The sequence below is a fragment of the Prosthecobacter sp. genome (genome assembly GCF_044227185.1).
GTDB lineage: Bacteria > Verrucomicrobiota > Verrucomicrobiia > Verrucomicrobiales > Verrucomicrobiaceae > Prosthecobacter.
Genome location: NZ_JBGAFO010000002.1, coordinates 563,052 through 582,494 on the forward strand (window position 1 = coordinate 563,052; position 19,443 = coordinate 582,494).

A 19,443-nucleotide genomic window follows, 5' to 3' on the forward strand; every position below is an offset into this window, starting at 1 on the left:
GCACCTCCGCCAGCGCGAACCTCGAAATCACAAGGAGAACACATAACCAGAACAGATTGCTCATAAGATTTCCCTCCATCCACAGCCTCACCATCATCTCAGCCACCACACTCAATTGGGCCCGCTTTTTCAAACGCAACCAGTTTCTGGTATAAATTCACTCGGCGAACAGCCCCAAGCTCCCGACAAGGCGCTCCAAGCACAAAAAACTCGTTCATCCCGGCGCGCTCATCCCCAAAACCCAGACTCAGAAAAAGTGGGGCTTCTTCAGCTTCCGCTTCGTCCCAGAGCTGCGGCGCTCCCCTTCGCCATCGGCTGCCTCCGCTTCGCTCCAGCGCTGCGCTGCAAAGTCCGGCTCACCTCAGCCTCTGAAATCTTTCTACCCCTAATCTTTCTACCTCCTTTCCGCCCCGTTTCGTCCCACCCCAAATCCGTTCCGTGTATTCCGCGTATTCCGTAGGCACTCAAATCTGGAACCTCTGCGTTCTTCAAATCTCCGCCTGCCCTCCGTAGCTTTAGCGAAGGATGGGCGGTGCAAGTCTGCCTCCCCTTCAGCCTCCTTCTCGACATTCTCCAACTCCGTTCCGACATCCGTGTATTCCGTGGTCCAACTTGGCCTTCCTCTGCGCTCTCCAGATCTGCCTTCGTCTGCATCCGTTTAGCCCCAGAACCGCTCTATTGCTTCGTCTTCGGTGAGCCATTCAGCTGAATCTACTCCGGCGACTTCCTTGGTGCAATTTTCGACAATACGCAGGAATGCATCATCAACATCGAACCTGAGGGCCCTCTTTCCAAAGAGCGATTTGAGTATTCCCAGGCTCTTGGAAACTCCAACGACCCAAGTCGGCAGCAAAGCATCCTCGGGGGAAGGTTCGAGCGTGAGGTCGTAGGTCCTATTCCTCCACGCGACGGAGAAGAACCAGTTTGAATGCTCCCACCAGTCCATTGGCAGCGCCTCAATTTCGGATTCGCAAACTGCCAGTCGGATCCGCTTCAAAAGTGCATCGGCAAAGTCGTGTCCAGGAGGAGGACTGGAGTCGCCATTGTCACCCCATTCGACGACGAATCGGTCTGATCGCAACAGGAGTGAGGTCGCTTTCATTTCCGAGTCTTGGCAGCAACATATCTGGCGATGTCCGCCACTGTCCGCATCTTCTCGGCGGATGCGTCGTCAATCGTTATGTTAAACTCCTCCTCGACAGCCATGACAATCTCCACGGCATCAAGTGAATCAGCTCCCAAATCTCGAATAAGATCCTTGTCTGGGCCAATCTTGGAAGCATCCACGCCAAGAATCTCTGCAACCTCCCTGGTCACTTTCGTGACAATGCCTGCATCAAGTCCCGCTGCTGGCGCTGCTGCCTTCGGTGGCGTGCTCGATGATTTGACTTTACCGCAACTGGCAAGCGTGGTGGCAAGTGTCAACGCTGCGGCGCCCACTGCAAAACTATGGGTGATTCTCGATGTCATGTCTCTTTGATTAACGCAAGAAAAGGGTCAGGAGTCAATTCTTGACACAGTATCACCTGCAACGCCAAACCAACGGCGCCGTTCACCCGCACGCCCGGCCACAGGGTCCGCTTCAGAATTCATCCACTCTCCATTCTCCTCATCAGCCGATCGGATGAATCATCTCAATCAGCGTCCTCCCAGCCTCTCCTCAGCCCACCCACACCTCTGCTCCCTCTGCCTCTCCGCCCCTCTGCGGCAAACCCGATCGTCCCTTCGCCTCCCAAACGCCCCATCGCCCCGCCCCTCATTTCGCCACCCATCGCCGTCCTGACATCCGTGTATTCCGTGTAATCCGTGGTTCAACTCCGGCCTTCAGATCCTCTGTGATCATCGTGCCTCTGTGGTCACAACAAGCAACCAATCCAATCCCACCCCCCAAACCGCGCCCCCAGAAAGCAAAATCTTTCTGCCCAACCTCCGCCATTCAGCTCTTCCATCTGCAGAAATAAAACCCACACCTCTGCTCCCCCTGCCTCTCCGCCCCTCTGCGGCAAACCCGATCGTCCCTTCGCCTCCCAAACGCCCCATCGCCCCGCCCCTCATTTCGCCACCCATCGCCACCCATCGCCATCCTGACATCCGTGTATTCCGTGTAATCCGTGGTCTCCGGCCTTCAGATCCTCTGTGATCATCGTGCCTCTGTGGTCACAACAAGCAACCAATCCAATCCCACCCCCCAAACCGCACCCCCAGAAAGCAAAATCTTTCTGCCCAACCTCCACCATTCAGCCCTTCCATCGGCAGAAATAAAACCCACACCTCTGCTCCCTCTGCCTCTCCGCCCCTTCTGACTAACTACGCCTCAAATCTCCGGCCATTCCTTTGCCAAGAAATTCCTTTGCCAAAAAACAGCGCCCCCTTTCGCCACTGGCCTCCGTCGTTACTCCCCGTTCCACAATCCATCCGCTTGATGTTCGGCTGCTCCCGAATAACTGAGTCGCACCTCATTCCGGTGCCCTGAAATTTTTTTACCCTTAATCTTTTTGCCCTTTCTCCGGCATCTGACCTCCTCAGGACTCTCTTTTCCACAATCAAGCCGCCTTGAGTTCCGGTGCTCTGCGGCAAACCCCGATCGTCCCTTCGTCTCCCAACGCCCCATCGCCCCGCCCCCATTTCTGCCCCAGCTCTCAATCCACTCCGGCTCCCGTGTATTCCGTGCCTTCCGTGGTTCAAATCTCCGGCCCACTCGGTCCTCTGCGCCCTCCAAATTTGCCTTCCGCTGCTTCCGCTCCGCTCCTGCCCGCTCTCCGTCTCTCCTCTCCCTCGCAGCCTCCTCCAAACCCCCGCAATCCAAAATCCTCCTCAGCTTCACCTTACCCGCTCCAATTCCCCACGACCTCACAGCCCCCCGCGCCCGCAACGGCATCAGCCACAGCCACAGCCTCACCAGCACTTGGGATAAAGCAAAAAAGAAAGAAGTCATAACCAGAACAAACAAGCAGTGAACAAGACAAACAGCCGTCCAATGGCTTCAACACCTACCACGGACTACCACATCCGATTGGGCCCCGTTTTCCAAATGCAACCGGTTTTTGATCTGAACTCTCTCAAAGAGCCACACCCCTCTGAAACTGGGCGTCAGTGTGCAAATTCTTGACAAAATAACTGCTCCGCTTCGTCCCATCCCCTGCCACGCCAGGAACGGATCGCCCGCAGGCCCTGCCACAGGGCACCCTCAGAATTCATCCACTCTCCGTTCTTCCCCTCAGGCGACCCGATGAATCATCTCAACCAGCGTCCTCCCACCCTCTCCTCACCCCTCCAAATCCGCCGCCGCATTAACCGCGCGCCCCAGCCCACCGCTCCCCTCCCCACCTCTCCCTCACTCGGTTCGGTTCCGTGTATTGATTCGCTGCGCTCACCCTTCGGGCTCACTGCGTTCGTCTGTTTGCCTTCGGCTATCTCCGCTGCGCTCCGGTTCGCTATCGCTCGGCTCCGTGGTCAGTTTTCAGACCTGGAAGCTGAAACTCCTCTCAAGATCCAATTCAAAAACTCTGTGTTCCATCGTGCCTCTGTGGTGAAGTTCCGGATTCTCCGACTGCCTTTATCAGCGTCTCACTCGTCCTCCGAAGCTTCAGCGAAGGATGGATTAGCCGTCTGATCAGCGGTTAAAAACTCTGTTCTACCTTCCGCCAATCTCAATCTCTGCCCCCTCCGCCTCCCCGCCCCTCTGCGGCAAAATCGACCATCCCCACCACCACCGAAACCACCCCGCTTCGCCCCCCAAATCCGTTCCGACATCCGTGTATTCCGTGCAATCCGTGGTTCCAACTCCGCCACCCCTCAGTTCCATCCTCTGCGCCCCTCCGAGTCCTCCATGGTAAAAAAAGAGCAGCCCCAATGAACCACAGAACCCAAAAACTCTTCGGCACTCATCCCACCTCATTTCATAAACTCTGAATCAGCGTCATCTCAGCGTCTCATCAGCGGTTAAAAAACGTCTTCCTGCACACCTCAAACGGTCTCCTCCCTCAAGGAAGCCCCACTCCACCCCGGACATAGAAAACAGCGTCCCCATTTTCGTCCCAGCCTCAGATCCCCTCCGGCATCCGTGTCAATCCGTGCCATCCGTGGTCCAAATCTCCGGCCCCTCTGCGTCCTCCAAATCTCCGCCTGCCCTCCGTAGCTTCTCCAGTCCTCCGTAGCTTTAGCGAAGGATGGGCGGTGCAAACCTCCGGCCATTCCCTTCCCAAGAACCAGCGCCCCCTTTTCACCCCAGCCTCAGATCCCCTCCGGCATCCGTGTCAATCCGTGCCATCCGAGGTCCAAATCTCCGGCCCCTCTGCGTCCTCCAAATCTCCGCCTGCCCTCCGTAGCTTCTCCAGTCCTCCGTAGCTTTAGCGAAGGATGGGCGGTGCAAACCTCCGGCCATTCCCTTCCCAAGAACCAGCGCCCCATTTTCACCCCAGCCTCAAATCCCATCCCACTTCCGCGTATTCCGTGCATTCCGTAGGCAGTCAAATCCGCCTTTTCTCCCAGTCTTTCAGCTCATCAGGATTGGAACCCGGTCTTCTCCTCTCTTGCGGAGTAAAAATCAGCACCCCCATCCCCCAGGGCCCAGGGCCGCCCCGCCATTTCAAGACCATGGAACTTGACCCCACGGCATAAAGCGGTTCCCCTCACCCCATGCACGACACCCCCGCTGCGCCCTCCTCCCTCCCCCAAACCGCCCTCCGCGGCGGCGTGCTCGCCCTCTTCTGCTGGGCCGTCGGCTGGATGGCCATGACCAAGCTCGCGCTCGGCGCCGTCGCCGGCTGGGTCATCGGCGGCGCCACCTTCGGCATCGGCCTCTACGCCATCGCCAATCTCAAGGACGCCCCCGCCGGCCTCTGGGTCACGTTTGCCCTGAAGCTCCTCAGCGTCACCGGCTACAAAATCATGATGGTCGTGATGGTCTCCTACCTCATGAAGGACTGCGGCATGAGCGACAAAGAAGCCCAGCACGGCTACCTCCTCCTCGGTCTCCTCATGTCCGGCAGCACCCTCCTCGCCGGTTCCATCACCGACGCCATCGGCCTGCGGCGCACCCTCACCCTCGGCGTCACCCTCGCCGTCCTCGCCCGCCTCATCATGATCTCCGTCTCGCAGCCCTGGCTCGCCCTCACCGCAGGCCTCATCCCCGTCGCCGTGGGCGAGGCCCTCTGCACGCCCGTGCTCGTCGCCGCCACCCGCAAGTTCAGCACCTCAGAGCAGCGCAGCGTCGCCTTCTCCGTCTTCTACGCCCTCCTCAATCTCGGCTTCATGGCCGGGTACTTCATCTTCGACGGCATCAAGCAGCACGGCGGCGGCGGCGCCACCGTCCACACCTGGTTCGGAGACCACAGCATCCAGCGCGTCCTCTTCGCCGTCAGCGCCGGCATCGAGCTCCTCATGCTCCCCGTCCTCCTCCTCCTCCGCGAGCGCAATGCCCCAGGCGAAAACAACGGCATAGGCGAGACCGCAACCGAAGCCGGGAACGCCCCGCCCCAGACACTGACCGTCGGCGGCGCCGTCAAAAAATCCGCCCATCTCTTCTCCATGCTTCTCAGGCATCCAGGCTTTCACCGCCTCCTCATGTTCCTCGCCGTCATCGGCCTGCTCAAAATCGTCTTCAGCATCATGGACGGCGTCCTGCCCACCTTCCTTGAGCGCGAGCTCGGTGTCGAAGGCGGCCAGCGCGCCGGCCGCGCCAACGCCGTCAACAGCGTCCTCATCCTCATCCTCGCCCCCATCGCCGGCATCCTCACCCGCAAGATCCCCGCATACCCCATGGTCATCGTTGGCGGATTCATCACCGCCCTCTCCTTCATCTTCCTCGCCCTGCCACAGTCCGTTTTCCAGGACCTCGCCGACGGCCCGCTCGGCCAGTGGATCATCCGCGGCTACTTCGCCTGGCAGGGTCCCGCCCATCCCCTCTTCCTCACCGTCGTCCTCTGGCAGGTCGTCTTCTCCATCGGCGAAGCCTTCTACTCCCCACGTGTTTACGAATACGCCGTCTCCATCGCCCCCAAAGGCCAGGAAGCCAGCTACGCCGCCCTCTCCGCCGTGCCCCTCCTCATGGGAAAAATCGCCACCGGCACCATCTTCGGCTGGCTCCTCATCCGCTACTGCCCCCAGGAAGGCCCCCGCGACACCGCCACCATGTGGAGCATCGTCGGCGGCCTGGTGCTCCTCGCCCCCCTCCTCCTCCTCCTCCTGCGCCCCTTCATCCGCATGAAGGAAGAAGGCAAGGAATAGCCCCAGCGCAGGATCGGGTGGCCCCGACGGGATTAGACCCGTCGAGGCTCCCACACCACCGGACGTGCGGTTTTCCGCATCCGGCGGTTGGAGACGACGCGGGGCTTGTCCCGCGAGGCCAGGTCGGCTGGCGTGATCAGCCCATACTTCTTCAAGGTGCGGTTGTTGAGCGCTTCCTGTAGCACGGGGTGTCTCCCCATGCGCCAGGCTCCGCGACTGCTTCGGGCCACTTCTCTTCGCGATGGCGGTATCCCCAACCGGGTTAAAGCGGCAAGGCGTCCGCTGGCATTGTGCCAGCGTTGCCAAAAACACTTGCGCATGTGCCGGCGTATCCAGCCGCTCAACTGCACCATGTTCTTCTGCTCCTCCGCCCGGCCATAGTAGGCCCACCAGCCGCGTTGATAGTTGCTCCACTGGTCGCGCAACTGCTCGCTGCTCAAGGACTGACGTGCATCCCACTTCGCTCTCACTTGGTCTTTAAACTTCGCGATGGCTTGTGGTGACGCAGCTATGAGCAGGGCTGCTGTGAGGATGAAGCCGAGGAACTTGCGCTCCCAGACCCGTCCTATGCCGCTCTTCTTTGCGTTGACCTCCAGCTTCAGATGCTTCGCTATCCACTGGCCCATGACTTCCAGCACCCGCTGCGCAGCGCGCTGGCTGCTCACGTAAATGTTGCAGTCGTCGGCATAGCGGACGTGCTTTAACCCTCGGCGTTCGATCTCCTTGTCGAGCTTGTCCAGGTAGATGTTGGCCAGCAGCGGTGAGAGCGGCCCGCCCTGCGGCGTGCCTTCCGTGCTGCTGACTTTGCATCCTTCTGGCAGGACGATCCCTGCACGCAGGAACCGCCCGATGAGCTGCAGCATCCGTTTGTCCCGCACGACGCGGCTGACCTGCGTCATGAGGATGTCGTGGTTCACTCGGTCGAAGAACGCGGTGATGTCCATGTCCACCACCCACTCCCTCCCTTCCCGTGCCTGCCTTTGCGCGGCCCCGATGGCTCCATGCGCGCCGCGTCCGGGTCGGAACCCATGGCTCGCTTCACTGAAGCGGGGCTCGAAAATCGGCTGCATCACTTGCAGCAGCATCTGCTGCACGAAGCGGTCCAGCACATTGGGGATGCTCAATGGCCGGATGCCGCCATTGGGCTTGGGGATCTCTTTGCGCCGCGCGGCTCCGGGCTGGTAGCTGCCTTTGAGCAGCTTGGCCCTGATCCCGGCTCCGTGCTTTGCGAGGTGATCCCTCAGTTCATTCGACCTCATGCCGTCGGGGCCGGGGGCGCCCGCGTTGCGCTCAACCGCGCAAAGCGCCGCCTCCCAGTTGCCCGCCTCGACGGCTGCTTCCATTCCTGCCTCCTGCATCGCTGGCTTGTTCCCTGGGTGTCGCGTGGTCTCCGCAGTGCCGCTCCCCTCGCCGGTGGAGATGGCTGCACCATCGGGACGGTTCGGGTTCGTGCCGGGCGTCGCGCCTGCGGCGCTGCGGTCGGCTGACGTCTGGGCGGGTTGTGCGCGGGTCACAGGCTCCCGGGTCGCTTTGCAGTCGTTCCTTCGGCCCTTTGCTCCTCCATGCTTTCGCATGGCATCTTCGCTACTATGGCCTCTGCTGACTTCTGCCCGGCTCTCGCCGAACAGATCTCCTTGGGTAAGAACATGAGCTTTCCCCTCGTGCCACGGGCCTCTACCTGATGCGTCTTGATGGTCTTCGGACTTCGCGTTTCCTAGCACGCTTGTCGCCCGCACCCGGCCTCGCTGGCCCTTCGTGTTCCTATGGTCGAGAGTTTGCCTCGGACTTCTTTCAGCCACGGCCTCGCGGCCGCTGCCTTGTCCTTCGGCTACGGTTAGCTTCCATCGCTTCCGATCAGTTCCTTTCATCTGATTAGTTCATGTTCATGCCAAGCACACTAGGGCGGACTGTCCCCAGTCCGCCGCCGTCGAAGCCCGGCGCTCCCAGTACAGTAGCCATCTCGCTCCGCCGAGATGAGCCCAGCGCCCCCGCCACCTCCCGCCCGTTCCGCAGTACAGTAGCCATCTCGCTCCGCCGAGATGAGCCCAGCGCCCCCGCCACCTCCTGCCCGTTCCGCAGTACAGCAGCCATCTCGCTCCGCCGAGATGAACCCAGCGCCCCCGCCACCTCCCGCAGTCCATAACCCTCGATCCCTGCGAAGCCCTCCGCCTCTTGAGCACCAAAGGTGCGGCCTATCGCAGCCCTGGGCATCGCCCAGGGTCCCATGCCTTCACCTCCGGGAAGCAAACCCAGCCCTTCGCCACACGCCGCGTCTTCCAGCAGCGTCTCACCGCCGCTCCGCATCGTCGCTGCGCATTCGTGCGCCCACGATTGAACACTGCCCTCCCGCAATCCGCGCTGTCCTGATTCTTCTCCCCGCACTCCCCACCCCGCTCACTCCGCCATAAACAGCGCCTGAATATCCGCCTGCGTCAGTTGCAGCTTGTCCGCGCGCCCCGCCAGCAGCCCCTCCACCAGCGCCGCCTTCCTCTGCTGCATCTTCAATATCCGCTCCTCGATCGTGTCCTCACAGATCAGCTTGTGCACAAACACCGGATTCTTCTGCCCGATCCGGTGCGCCCGGTCACTCGCCTGCGCCTCCGCCGCCGGATTCCACCACGGATCATAGTGGATCACCGTATCCGCCGTCGTCAGATTGATCCCCGCACCACCCGCCTTCAGGCTGATCAGGAACACCGGCACCTTCCCCGCCTGAAACTCCTGAATCGGCGTCTCCCGGTCCCTCGTGCTCCCCGTCAGCTTCACATACCCCACCCCATCCTTCTTCAGCCGCGCCTCAATCAGCGCCAGCATCTCCGTAAATTGCGAAAAAATCAAAATCCGCCGCCCCTCCTCGATCAATTCCGGCAGAAGCTCGTCCATCAAATACCCCGTTTTTGCCGAATCCGACACATTCAAAGCCGTCTCCTGTTTCAGCAAATGCGGATGGCAGCACACCTGCCGCAGCTTCAAAAGCGCGTCCAAAACCACGATCTGCGACCTGTCCAGACCATTCACCGCGATCGCCTCCCTCACCCGCTTGTCCATCGCCGCACGGATCGTCTCATACAAATCCCTCTGCGCCTGCCCCAGTTCAATCGAGTGCAAAATCTCCGTCTTCGGCGGCAGCTCCTTCGCCACCGCATCCTTCGTACGCCGCAGCAGCAGCGGCTGAATCCTCGTGCTCAGCTGCTTCTGCCTCTCCGCATCCGCATCACGCTCGATGGGATTGCGATAATGCTGCCGAAACGTGTCCGCATCACTCAGCAGACCCGGCATCAGAAAATTAAACAAGCTCCACAGCTCGCCCAGATGATTCTCCATCGGCGTCCCCGTCAAACACAGACGGTGCTTCACCTTCAAACCACTGCACGTCTGCGCAGCCAGGCTCTTCGGATTCTTGATGTTCTGCGCTTCATCCAGCGCCACGATGTGCCACTCCTGCGCCTGCATCACATCCGCATCGCGCACCAGCAGCGGATAGCTCGTCACCACCAGATCATACTGCTTCAGATGCTTGTAATCATTCTTGCGCGACTGCCCCTGCATCAGCAGCAGGCTCAGCGACGGCGTGAACTTGATCGACTCATTGATCCAGTTCCGCAGCACACTCGTCGGCGCCACGATGAGGCAGGGGTGCTTCATGCGCCCGCTCTCCTTCTCGATGAGAACATGCGTCAGCGTCTGGAGGGTCTTGCCCAGCCCCATATCATCCGCCAGGATCCCATGCAGTCCAAACTCGCGCAGAAACTGCATCCATGAAGCCCCCTCACGCTGATAATCACGCAGGCTCGCCTTCAATCCCGCCGGCGGTGCGATGAGCCCAATCTCACGAAAACTCCCAAGCTGCCGGCTCAATGCCGTGAGCTCCGCAGGCGCACGAATCGGCATGCCATCCAGCGTCGCAAGCTGCGCAGCGCGCAGCTTGTCCAATTGAAGCTTCCCGTCTTTCCTCACCGGCCGTGTGGCCAGCAGTTCATCAAAGAAGCGCAGCAGCACCACCAGACGATGCGCAGGCACGGAGAGCACATCTCCGGCATCTCCGCCGAGAGAGAGCAGAAAGCGCTGATCCAGATTTTTCTCCAGCACTGCGGACGTGAGCCCTTGATCAATGCAGTCCACCAGCAGCGGCACCATGGAAATGCGCCGCCCCTCGATCTCCACGCCAAGATCCAGCGAGAACCATTCACGCCCGCCTTGGTCTCCCGAGAGGTCCGTGAACCACGCATCCTCATCCGCTTCATGAATGTGAAAGCCGATGTCCTCCGGCACCTCCACACGCCAGCCGCTTTCCCGCAGCTTCGGCACCTGGTCCTTGAGAAACTGCGACCAGAACAAAGCCTGATCCCCCGGCACCGCCATGAATCCCAATGTGGACTCCGGCGCCTTGGCTCCAGGCAGCGCTTCTGCGAAAGATTTAAACCCCAGCGTGGACAGATCCGTCAGCAGCAGGCGCTCAGAGCGCAGATTGCGCACCAACGTGCGGCGTGTGTCGTTTTCGTCCTTCCACTGATGCGCGGGGCTGCGCACCAGCATCTCAAAGCGCAGCGGGCAGTCATCATACTCCGCGCAGGGCTGGATGAAGGCAATGCTGCGCGGCGCCCATCCGCCGATGTTTCGCTTCGCCGTGATCTGCGGCATGTCCACCATCATGCGCCGCACCAGCAAAACGGGTTTGGGCTCCGAAGGCGGAAGCTCGATCTCTTTTACTTCAGCATTCGCAGATTCAGCATCCGCAGCCACCGAGGTTTTCTCACGCACACGTGCCATCGCTTCAATGCGCCTGCGCCCTTCTTCCACATCAAGCATGAGCATCAGCGCCGCCGCGTGCTGGCACAGCGTCCCCACCGCGCAGGTGCAGTGGGAGGTCATCGCCATGCTGCCATCATCACGCAGCCGCAGATGCACCGTCACCGAGGCCGAGTTGAACAAGCCGGTGCCAATCCCTGCAATGATCTCCACCTCGTTCTCCGCGCACACATGCACGCCTGCGAGCCCGATGTCCCCATGCTTAAAAAGCCGTCCGCCCTCCTCGATCTGCTGCCGCCGAAACAGCCACAGCCACGACTTTGAGCGCACCTGCGCCCAGAGCTTGGGAAATGAGAAATCACCAAGATCCATCGAGTCAGATCAAAACGACGTCATTGGGATAAGTCGCCACCATCCCCTGGTCGAGCGTAGCCACCTTTCCGCCGTTGCGACGCGCCAGTTCCACCAGCCAGGCATCTGTGACCTGGCGATGCCCTTGAATCTGCCGATGCGGCACTTCGCTGTATGGCAGATCATCGCCCCAATATTGATGACCAGGATGAGCAAGAAAGCCTTCCAAAGCTTTCCAGGCAGCTCCAGCGCTTTGATCCGCCGCGAACTTCATATGCAATCGCAGCAGAGTCCCTTGTGTGACCGAGCACGTGACAAAAGTTTCTGTCAGCGAGTTAAACCAGCTCACAGCGCGCTGATGTTGCGCGTGAGTATTCACGGCATAAGCCGCCAAAATGTTGCCGTCCACAAGCCAGGTCATGAAAGTCCGCGCAAGTCGTTTTCATCTTCCGCGGCATAGACATCCTCCGAAGTAAACGGACGGCTTCCCTCGGAAACAGGAATTCTGTATCCATGCGGAATCTTCACCGGAGCTGCTGTCTTCCGCAGACCGGGCAGCCGGCTCAGCGCGCCCTTCACCACGCTGCTGACGCTGGTATGCTCCTTCTTCGCCAGCACTTCCAGGCTGGCGTAGGTTTCATCATCAATCTCGATAGTATGCATGTCTCAAAGGTGCCTTCCGCCGGATGGCTGTCAAACGCTGTGCTTCACCTCGTCCCACGCCGCGTCCATCTGCTCCAGCGACAGTTTTCCCAGCTCGTGGCCTTGGGCGCGCAGATGCTCCTCCATGGCGTGGAAGCGGCGCGTGAATTTCTCATTGGCCGCCGCCAGCGCGGGCTCGGATTCGATGCCGAGCTTGCGCGCAAGGTTGACGACGCTGAAGAGCAGGTCCCCCAGTTCCTCCTCCATGTGCGTTTTGTCACCCTTGGCGATGGCTTCTTCCAGCTCCGCGGCTTCCTCGCGGATCTTGGCAAAAACGGGTGTGGCGTCCGGCCAGTCGAAGCCCACGCGGGCGGCTTTTTTCTGCAGCTTGTGCGCGCGCATCAGCGCGGGCAGGCCGTTGCCGGTGCCGTGCAGCAGGCCTTCATGCTCGGTGCCTTTTTCGGTGCGTTTGATGGCGTCCCACTGTTTCAGCACGGCATCGGAGGTGGCGGCGCTGGTGTCGCCAAAGACATGGGGGTGACGGCGGATGAGCTTCTCGGTCAGGCCATGCGCCATCTTGTCGAGATCAAAGGCGCCGGTCTCGCTGGCGATCTCCGCATGCAGCACGGGCTGGAGCAGGATGTCCCCCAGTTCATCGCAGATCTGCCCGGGGTCACCACCGCGGATGGCGTCCGCCACTTCGTAGGCTTCCTCGATGACATGCGGAATGAGGGAGGTGTGGGTCTGCTCCATGTCCCAGGGGCAGCCGCCCGGGGCGCGCAGGCGGTGCACCACGTAGCGCAGGCGGGTCATGGGGTCGGGGTGGTTGAGCATTTCTTCCATGGTGGCAGGTAGTTCGGTGGCGCAAGATGGTCAAGATGATCCACTTTGACCTGTCTCATCGTGAATTTTTTCGCCTTCGGTGATGAGAGCTTGGCAAAACGGGCGTTTTCTTGGACAATCCGCCAATAACCTAATCAAACCATGCCGCGCAAAATCAGCCACATCGCACCGGACTGGTGGGACTACACCACGCTGGAAGACGACCTCATCAACGACGCCGCACGGCTCACCGAACGGGATTTGAGGCAGCTCTCCCGCCCCGGATTCAAGGTGGTGATGTATGACACGCTGGAGGATTTCTACCTGGCCGAGGCGCTGGAGTACATCCACGCCTGGAAGCAGGCCACGCCGGACAATCCCGCCGGCATCTGCGGCCCCATCGGCCCCACGGAGCAGCTCCCGCTGGTGGCGCGGCTCGTCAATGATCTCGGCATCTCCATCAAAGACGGCCACTTCTGGGGCATGGATGAGTGGTATGACGAGCACACCAAGAAGGAGGTGACCATGGAGCACCCGCTGTCGTTTGAAAGGGCCGACCGCGAGCTCTGCTTTGACCGCATGCAGAAAAAGCTCTGCATGCCGGACTCACAACTGCATTTCCCCAAGGCGGACACCGCCGCCTACATCAAGAGCTGGCAGAGCGGTGTGCGCTGCGCGGTGATGCAGGGCGGGCAGGGCGACATCAAGCACTGGGCCTTCAATGATCCGCCCAAACGTGCCGGCAAGTTCAAGAACGAACCGCCTCCTCCTGCCGAGTTCCGCAAGCTGACCACCCGCATTGTGGATCTGCATCCCGTGACGCTCATGCAGAATGCCCGCACCTCCGGCGGTGGCAACATCACCATGGTGCCGCAGAAGGCCATCACCGTGGGTCCCAAGGAAACCTGGATGGCGGAGAAGGTCAGCATCTGGCATGCCGGCCAGCATGACAATGCGCTGGGGCAGAGGCTCACCGCGCTCATGATCTCCAAGCGTCTCGCGGACACCTCCGTGCCCATGTCTCTCCTGGCGGACCACCCCAATGTGCAGTTCAACTACTTCCGCGGCGGCCTCGGCCAATGCGAAGTGGAAATGCACTGAGCTGCCTGAGCCTGCGTCTCTGAAAGATTCCCAACTAACGTTTGCCATTCCGCCGATGAGGGCGAATAGTGCGGCCGCAAGTTAACCTGATAAAGGCTAAGCTAAGTCGTTCATCAGGTTGTTTCTTTGATGTTCTTAAATCCGATCTCGGAGCTTACTCAGCCCTCATTGAGGCTGGCTGAACTGAAGAAATCGATATGAATACCAAAATGTATGTGGGCAACCTGCCCTTCTCCGCCACTGAAGACGACGTCCGCACTCTCTTCTCCGACTACGGCACCGTGACTGACATCCACCTTCCGATGGACCGCGACTCCGGCCGTCCACGTGGCTTTGCTTTCGTGACCATGGACTCCCCCACCGCCATGAATGAAGCCATCCGCGGCCTCAACGAAAAAGACTACGGCGGTCGCAACCTGACCATCAATGAAGCCCGTCCGAAGGAAGAACGTCCTTCCGGCGGCTATGGTGGCGGCGGCGGTGGCCGTGGTGGTTACGGCGGCAAAGGCGGCGGCCGTGGCGGCTATGGTGGTGGTGGTGGCGGCGGCGGTCGCTACTAAGCAGCCCCTGGCAACCAAGCCATTTTCAGCGGCATCCTGGCAACGGGATGCCGCTTTTTCATTTCACGGCGTGCTAGCCGCAGCACCCGCCGCCACCACAGCAGCCGCCTCCCTTGTCATTGCCGCCTTTGCCGCAGCTGCTGATGCCGAAGGGTGCGTAGAGCGGGCAGAAGCGCACGAAGGCGGTCAGAAGAGGCACGGCGCCGATGGCACCGATCCAGGTATGATTGACGATGCCGTAGGCGATGAGGCCCAGGCCGATGATGACACGCAGTGCGCGGTCCACGGTTCCAATGTTTGGTTTCATATGCGTTTATGGTTTGGGTTCAGGATGTGAATGTTTGTTCGCCATGAAGTAGAGCACCGGCACAGCCATGCGGCTGATGAAGAGGCTGGCGATCTCCCCGGCCATGAGCGCGATGGCGAGGCCCTGGAAGATGGGGTCTGCAAGAATGACTGCCGCACCCACCACGACCGCCATGGCGGTGAGCAGCATGGGGCGGAAGCGCACGGCACCGGCGTCGATCACGGCCTCGCTCAGCGGCATTCCTTCCTGAATGCGCAGTTCGATGAAATCGACGAGGATGATGGAATTGCGCACCACGATACCACCTCCTGCCATGAAGCCGATCATGCTCGTGGCGGTGAAAAAGGCGTCCATGAGCCCGTGCGCGGGCAGGATGCCCACCAGCGAGAACGGGATGGCCACCATGACGATGGCGGGCGTGATGAAGCTGCGGAACCAGCCCACCATGAGCACGTAGATGAGGATCAGGCAGGCACCGAAGGCAGCACCGAGATCGCGAAAGACCTCGATGGTGATGTGCCACTCGCCGTCCCATTTCATGGCGGGCTCGGCATCACTGAATGGCATGCTGGCATTGAGAATTTTCAATTTTGCGCCGCTGCCGCCAAAGGTGCGGGTGTCGAGTTTCTTCAAAGCCTCGTTCATCTGGAAGATGGCGTACACGGGGCTCTCCACCACGCCGGCCACATCGCCGATGACGTAGGTCACGGGCATGAGGTTCTTGTGGTAGCGGCTTTTCTCCACCGGTACGTGCTCCACCTTCACGAGTTCGCGCAGGGGCACCAGAGGAGCGCCGCTGGCTCCGGGCTCAGGCAGTGCATTGGCATCGCCAGAGCGCACGCGCAGCGCCAGCAGATCCTCCGGCGTGGTCTTGGCAGAGCGTGGCAGCTCCAGGCGGATGTTCACATCCTCTTTCTCCTGCGGCTGGTGCAGCAGGTCCACGGACTCGCCATCCACGGCGATCTTGAGGGTCTGTGAGATGGTAGCGGCGCTGATGCCGTGAAGAGCGGCCTTTTCCTTGTCGATAATGAAGCGCGCCTTCTGCTGGTCGGCCTCCACATACCAGTCCACGTCCACGACGCCGGGCGTGGCCTTGAAGATGTCCTTCACGGCACGCGCCATCTTGAGGCGGCTTTCTTCATTCGGACCGTAGATTTCCGCCACCAGCGTCTGCAGCACGGGCGGGCCGGGCGGCACTTCGGCGATGGCCACCCGTGCATCGTAGCGCGCGGCGATCTCCGCCACGGCAGGGCGTACACGTTTGGCGATGTCGTGGCTCTGCGCCTTGCGCTCGTGCTTGCCCACCAGATTGACCTGGATGTCCGCCACATTGGCGCCACGGCGCAGGAAGTAGTGGCGCACGAGGCCGTTGAAATTGTAGGGTGAGGCCACGCCGGTGTAGATCTGGTAGTCGGTCACCTCCGGCTCCTTGCGGATCACGGCGGCCATCTCGCGCGCCACGGCGGCGGTCTGCTCCAGGGAGGCGCCCTCAGGCATGTTCAGGATCACCTGAAACTCGCTCTTGTTGTCAAAGGGCAGCATCTTCACCTTCACCCAGCCGAGGCCCACGGTGGCCATGGCACCGAGCAGCAGCACAGTGATGCCGATGAGAAACATCCAGCGCGAACCGGTGTGGTGAATGAGCGGGCCCATCATGCGGCGATAGAGCTTGGTGAAAAAATCCTCCTCATGCTCGGAGGCCAGGTGCTTGTGGCCATCGTCCACAGCCTTGCCCTCCGTGAGCTTGGAGTACTTGCCGCCCCAGCGCAGGATGCGAATGGAGGCCCATGGCGTGACGATGAAGGCGATGAGCAATGACCAGAACATGGCTGCACTGGCACCGATGGGGATGGGCCGCATGTAGGGCCCCATGAGCCCGCCCACAAAGGCCATGGGCAGCACGGCGGCGATCACTGCAAAGGTGGCGAGGATGGTGGGATTTCCCACCTCTCCCACGGCCTCCACCGCGATGGTGGACCAGCTCCGCCCTTTGTTCTGCGGCAGGTGGAAATGACGCACGATGTTTTCCACCACCACGATGGCGTCGTCCACCAGGATGCCGATGCTGAAGATGAGCGCAAAGAGCGTAATGCGGTTCAGCGTGAAACCGTAGAGGTAAAAGATGAGCAGTGTGAGCGCCAGCGTGGCCGGGATGGCCACCGCTACGATGCCGCTCTCCCGCCAGCCCAGCGTGAGCCAGATGAGAATGGCCACGCTGAAAACCGCGATGCCCATGTGCAGCAGCAGCTCGTTGGATTTCTCCGCCGCAGTCTCGCCGTAGTTGCGCGTCACGCTGACCTGCACGTCGGCGGGAATGATCGTGCCTTTGAGCAGGTCCACCTTGTGCAGCACCTTGTCGGCCACGCTGATGGCGTTGGCTCCGGGGCGTTTGGCGATGCTGAGCGTGACGGCGGGCTCGTCGGCGCTTTTGCTGCCGTGAAAGACGTACTGCGTGGGCTCCTCGCCGCCGTCGATGATTTCGGCCACCTCGCGCAGGTACACCGGGCGTCCGCTGAAGACGCCGATGACCACATCTCCCACCTCATGTGCGGTGCGCAGGAAGGCACCCGTCTCCACCAGCACCTCATTGTTGCCCGTTGTCAGACCACCGGCGCGGAACTGGCGGTTGGCCTGCTGCAGCATGGGCACGAGGCCCGCGGGGCTGAGATTGCGCGAGGCCAGCTTCACAGGGTCCAGCATCACGCGCACAGCACGGCGTGAGCCGCCCAGCAGCGTGGTCTCCGCCACCAGCGGCACCTGCTTCACCGACTCCTCCACCTGCGAGGCCAGCCGCCGCAGCGTGAGGTGATCATACCGCGCACTGTGGAAGGTCAGCGCCAGGATCGGCACGTCGTCGATGCTCTTGGGCTTGATGAGCGGCGGGGTGACGCCCATCGGGATGCGGTCAAAATTTGAGCGCAGCTTTTCCGTGATCTTCACCAGGCTGCGCTCGGGGTCTTCGCCCACCTTGAAGCGCACGATGACGAGGCTCTCGCTGTCACGCGAGGTGCTGTAGAGATACTCCACGCCGGGTACCTCCCAGAGCAGCTTTTCCATCGGGCGCGTGGCGCGCTCCTCGATCTCGTTGGCCGAGGAGCCGGGCATGGACACCAGCACATCCACCATGGGCACCTTGATCTGCGGCTCCTCCTCGCGTGGCAGCAGCACGACGGCGGCGGCACCGAGAATGACGGAGGCGATGACGACCAGCGGCGTCAGCTTGGAGTCTACAAACGCAGCGGCGATGCGACCCGCGATGCCAAGATGGGGAGAGTTGTCGGCAGGATTGCTCATGGCTGGATCGTCACGGGTTGACCATCGGTAAGTTTGGCGGTGCCGTTGATCACGACCTGCTCCCCTTCTTCAAGACCGGAGAGAATCTCGGTGCCATCGGAGAGCGCTTTGCCCGTCTTCACCAGACGCAGCAGCGCATGGCCGTCCTTGGCCACAAAGAGCAGCTCCATCTGCCCGCGATGGATCACGCTGGCAGCGGGCACCACCAGCAGCTTGGTCTCTGCCACGGGCACGGCCACGCGGCCAAACTGACCGGTGCGCAGGCCGTCTGCAGCAGGCAGGTCCAGCTTGACCAAAAACGTGCGGCTCACCGGATCAGCCACCGGGGCGATCTCGCTCACCATGGCCTCCAGCGGCTGCGGCAGCGCGGCGATGCGCACCTGCATCCTGGCACCCATGCTCACGCGGTCCAGCATGGCCTCGGGCAGGTCGGCCTCAAAGCGCAGAGAGGTGGGCGCCTCGATTTCCAGCAGCGGCTTGCCCGGCATGGCCAGGTCTCCCACGTCTGCCAGCTTGCGGGTGATCACGCCGTCAAACGGGGCCGTCACGCGGGCGTATCCCGCCATGGTCTCCGCCTCAGCGAGGCCCGCGGTGGTCACTTTCACGCGCGCCTCGGCGGCGTCAAAGTCCTGCCGAGTGGTGGCCTTGCTCTCGATGAGCTCCTTCTGGCGGGAGAAGTCGCTCTGCGCCTGCTCCAGCATGGCCTTGGCCTGGTCCACCTTGGCCTGGATCTCCTGATTCTCCAGGCGTGCCAGGAGATCGCCCTTCTTCACCTTCGTGCCAGGGATCGCGGTGTATTCCAAAAGACGGCCGCTGATCTTGGCCTCCACCATGGCGCGGAGTTTGGAGCGCACGGTGCCCACCACCTCCTCGGCGGCAGTGTGTGGCAGCAGCCGGGCCACCTGCACCTTTACCGTGGCAGAAGGCAGAGCTGCTGCTTCCTGAGTGGCTGCTTCATGCCTGCCGCAGGAGGCCAGTAGCGGGAGTGCGGAGAGTAGGATCAAGGGTTTCATGAGAGTCATAAGTCGGATGGAGCCTGCCGCCTGAGTGTGCGATGCCGGTGCAGGCGCTGCTTCTCCTATTTAGCGTTTTGCACAGCAGGAACCGCCCACCCCCAGCTTTTTGAGGATGGTTTCAGCGGGACAAAAGCCGGTGAAGGCGGACTGCAGGAGATTGGCCCCCACAAAGACAGTCAGCCAGATCCAGTTCGGATTCACGTAGTGGCTCAGGGCCAGGCTGAGGAGGATCATGGTGCCGGCCAGGGCGCGGATGGCGTTTTCGAGTTTCATAAGGATGTTTTGATTCGGGTTTGACTTCGGAGACGGCTCAGTGAATAATCCATTATCAACTATATGAGTCTATACGCATATAGCAGATGCCTGCAAACCC

The 19,443-nt window shown here is 61.1% G+C and carries 15 protein-coding genes; 3 read left to right on the plus strand and 12 right to left on the minus strand.

The annotated features are described in order from the left end of the window. Nucleotides 1-658 precede the first annotated feature (658 nt). Both ACILSQ_RS06725 and acpP read right to left on the minus strand, forming a co-directional pair. Nucleotides 659-1,102: a hypothetical protein gene (locus ACILSQ_RS06725; RefSeq protein WP_395742821.1), complete on the minus strand. Its 444-nt coding sequence runs from the start codon at nucleotides 1,100-1,102 to the stop codon at nucleotides 659-661. Continuing rightward, nucleotides 1,099-1,470, minus strand: a complete 372-nt coding sequence (gene acpP / locus ACILSQ_RS06730) for an acyl carrier protein (RefSeq protein WP_395742822.1) — start codon at nucleotides 1,468-1,470, stop codon at nucleotides 1,099-1,101. The genes ACILSQ_RS06725 and acpP overlap by 4 nt, the downstream gene beginning before the upstream one ends. 3,168 nt (nucleotides 1,471-4,638) lie before the next feature. Here acpP and ACILSQ_RS06735 point away from each other — a divergent pair. Further along, the gene (locus ACILSQ_RS06735; protein ID WP_395742823.1) at nucleotides 4,639-6,228 is read left to right on the plus strand and encodes an MFS transporter; all 1,590 of its coding nucleotides are present in this window, start codon (nucleotides 4,639-4,641) and stop codon (nucleotides 6,226-6,228) included. A 32-nt stretch (nucleotides 6,229-6,260) separates the two neighbouring features. Here the strand turns inward: ACILSQ_RS06735 and ltrA are convergent, their stop codons facing one another. From ltrA to mazG, 6 genes are all read right to left on the minus strand, one after another. Continuing rightward, on the minus strand, nucleotides 6,261-7,571 hold the full coding sequence (ltrA, locus tag ACILSQ_RS06740; RefSeq protein WP_395742824.1) for a group II intron reverse transcriptase/maturase: 1,311 nt from the start codon (nucleotides 7,569-7,571) through the stop codon (nucleotides 6,261-6,263). 529 nt (nucleotides 7,572-8,100) lie between these two features. Then, a complete protein-coding gene (locus tag ACILSQ_RS06745) occupies nucleotides 8,101-8,454 on the minus strand; it encodes a hypothetical protein (protein ID WP_395742825.1) in 354 nt (117 codons plus the stop codon). Nucleotides 8,455-8,622: 168 nt separating this feature from the next. After that, complete coding sequence (locus ACILSQ_RS06750) at nucleotides 8,623-11,349, minus strand: DEAD/DEAH box helicase (protein ID WP_395742826.1); 2,727 nt, start codon at nucleotides 11,347-11,349, stop codon at nucleotides 8,623-8,625. A gap of 4 nt (nucleotides 11,350-11,353) precedes the next feature. Continuing rightward, complete coding sequence (locus ACILSQ_RS06755; protein ID WP_395742827.1) at nucleotides 11,354-11,749, minus strand: PIN domain-containing protein; 396 nt, start codon at nucleotides 11,747-11,749, stop codon at nucleotides 11,354-11,356. Further along, nucleotides 11,746-11,991: a ribbon-helix-helix protein, CopG family gene (locus ACILSQ_RS06760; RefSeq protein ID WP_395742828.1), complete on the minus strand. Its 246-nt coding sequence runs from the start codon at nucleotides 11,989-11,991 to the stop codon at nucleotides 11,746-11,748. The genes ACILSQ_RS06755 and ACILSQ_RS06760 overlap by 4 nt, the downstream gene beginning before the upstream one ends. Nucleotides 11,992-12,021: 30 nt before the next feature. Next, nucleotides 12,022-12,813 (minus strand): nucleoside triphosphate pyrophosphohydrolase, encoded by a 792-nt coding sequence (gene mazG, locus ACILSQ_RS06765; RefSeq protein WP_395742829.1) that lies wholly within the window; start codon nucleotides 12,811-12,813, stop codon nucleotides 12,022-12,024. Nucleotides 12,814-12,954: 141 nt separating this feature from the next. Between mazG and ACILSQ_RS06770 the strand changes: the two genes are divergently transcribed. Next, entirely contained in the window at nucleotides 12,955-13,893 is a 939-nt protein-coding gene (locus ACILSQ_RS06770; protein ID WP_395742830.1) for a glucosamine-6-phosphate isomerase, read from the plus strand. A 197-nt stretch (nucleotides 13,894-14,090) separates the two neighbouring features. Then, on the plus strand, nucleotides 14,091-14,453 hold the full coding sequence (locus ACILSQ_RS06775) for an RNA recognition motif domain-containing protein (protein WP_395742831.1): 363 nt from the start codon (nucleotides 14,091-14,093) through the stop codon (nucleotides 14,451-14,453). A 73-nt stretch (nucleotides 14,454-14,526) separates the two neighbouring features. On the opposite strand, the gene ACILSQ_RS06780 is transcribed toward ACILSQ_RS06775, so the two are convergent. The 4 genes from ACILSQ_RS06780 to ACILSQ_RS06795 all read right to left on the minus strand — a co-directional run bounded on the left by ACILSQ_RS06780 (nucleotide 14,527) and on the right by ACILSQ_RS06795 (nucleotide 19,343). Then, the gene (locus ACILSQ_RS06780; RefSeq protein ID WP_395742832.1) at nucleotides 14,527-14,760 is read right to left on the minus strand and encodes a DUF2892 domain-containing protein; all 234 of its coding nucleotides are present in this window, start codon (nucleotides 14,758-14,760) and stop codon (nucleotides 14,527-14,529) included. A gap of 6 nt (nucleotides 14,761-14,766) precedes the next feature. Next, a complete protein-coding gene (locus ACILSQ_RS06785) occupies nucleotides 14,767-18,054 on the minus strand; it encodes an efflux RND transporter permease subunit (RefSeq protein ID WP_395742833.1) in 3,288 nt (1,095 codons plus the stop codon). Then, nucleotides 18,051-19,067, minus strand: coding sequence for an efflux RND transporter periplasmic adaptor subunit (locus tag ACILSQ_RS06790; protein ID WP_395742834.1), 1,017 nt, complete (start codon nucleotides 19,065-19,067; stop codon nucleotides 18,051-18,053). Before ACILSQ_RS06790 ends, ACILSQ_RS06785 begins: the two co-directional genes overlap by 4 nt. Nucleotides 19,068-19,136: 69 nt before the next feature. After that, entirely contained in the window at nucleotides 19,137-19,343 is a 207-nt protein-coding gene (locus ACILSQ_RS06795) for a DUF2892 domain-containing protein (protein WP_395742835.1), read from the minus strand. Between the last annotated feature and the right edge of the window lie 100 nt (nucleotides 19,344-19,443).

Coding starts and splice junctions, on each gene's coding strand:
- ACILSQ_RS06725 (WP_395742821.1), bottom strand. CDS start 1,102: ATGAAAGCGACCTCACTCCTGTTGCGATCAGACCGATTCGTCGTCGAA.
- acpP (WP_395742822.1), bottom strand. CDS start 1,470: ATGACATCGAGAATCACCCATAGTTTTGCAGTGGGCGCCGCAGCGTTG.
- ACILSQ_RS06780 (WP_395742832.1), bottom strand. CDS start 14,760: ATGAAACCAAACATTGGAACCGTGGACCGCGCACTGCGTGTCATCATC.
- ACILSQ_RS06755 (WP_395742827.1), bottom strand. CDS start 11,749: ATGACCTGGCTTGTGGACGGCAACATTTTGGCGGCTTATGCCGTGAAT.
- mazG (WP_395742829.1), bottom strand. CDS start 12,813: ATGGAAGAAATGCTCAACCACCCCGACCCCATGACCCGCCTGCGCTAC.
- ACILSQ_RS06785 (WP_395742833.1), bottom strand. CDS start 18,054: ATGAGCAATCCTGCCGACAACTCTCCCCATCTTGGCATCGCGGGTCGC.
- ACILSQ_RS06735 (WP_395742823.1), top strand. CDS start 4,639: ATGCACGACACCCCCGCTGCGCCCTCCTCCCTCCCCCAAACCGCCCTC.
- ACILSQ_RS06745 (WP_395742825.1), bottom strand. CDS start 8,454: ATGGGACCCTGGGCGATGCCCAGGGCTGCGATAGGCCGCACCTTTGGT.
- ACILSQ_RS06795 (WP_395742835.1), bottom strand. CDS start 19,343: ATGAAACTCGAAAACGCCATCCGCGCCCTGGCCGGCACCATGATCCTC.
- ltrA (WP_395742824.1), bottom strand. CDS start 7,571: ATGGAAGCAGCCGTCGAGGCGGGCAACTGGGAGGCGGCGCTTTGCGCG.
- ACILSQ_RS06790 (WP_395742834.1), bottom strand. CDS start 19,067: ATGAAACCCTTGATCCTACTCTCCGCACTCCCGCTACTGGCCTCCTGC.
- ACILSQ_RS06775 (WP_395742831.1), top strand. CDS start 14,091: ATGAATACCAAAATGTATGTGGGCAACCTGCCCTTCTCCGCCACTGAA.
- ACILSQ_RS06750 (WP_395742826.1), bottom strand. CDS start 11,349: ATGGATCTTGGTGATTTCTCATTTCCCAAGCTCTGGGCGCAGGTGCGC.
- ACILSQ_RS06770 (WP_395742830.1), top strand. CDS start 12,955: ATGCCGCGCAAAATCAGCCACATCGCACCGGACTGGTGGGACTACACC.
- ACILSQ_RS06760 (WP_395742828.1), bottom strand. CDS start 11,991: ATGCATACTATCGAGATTGATGATGAAACCTACGCCAGCCTGGAAGTG.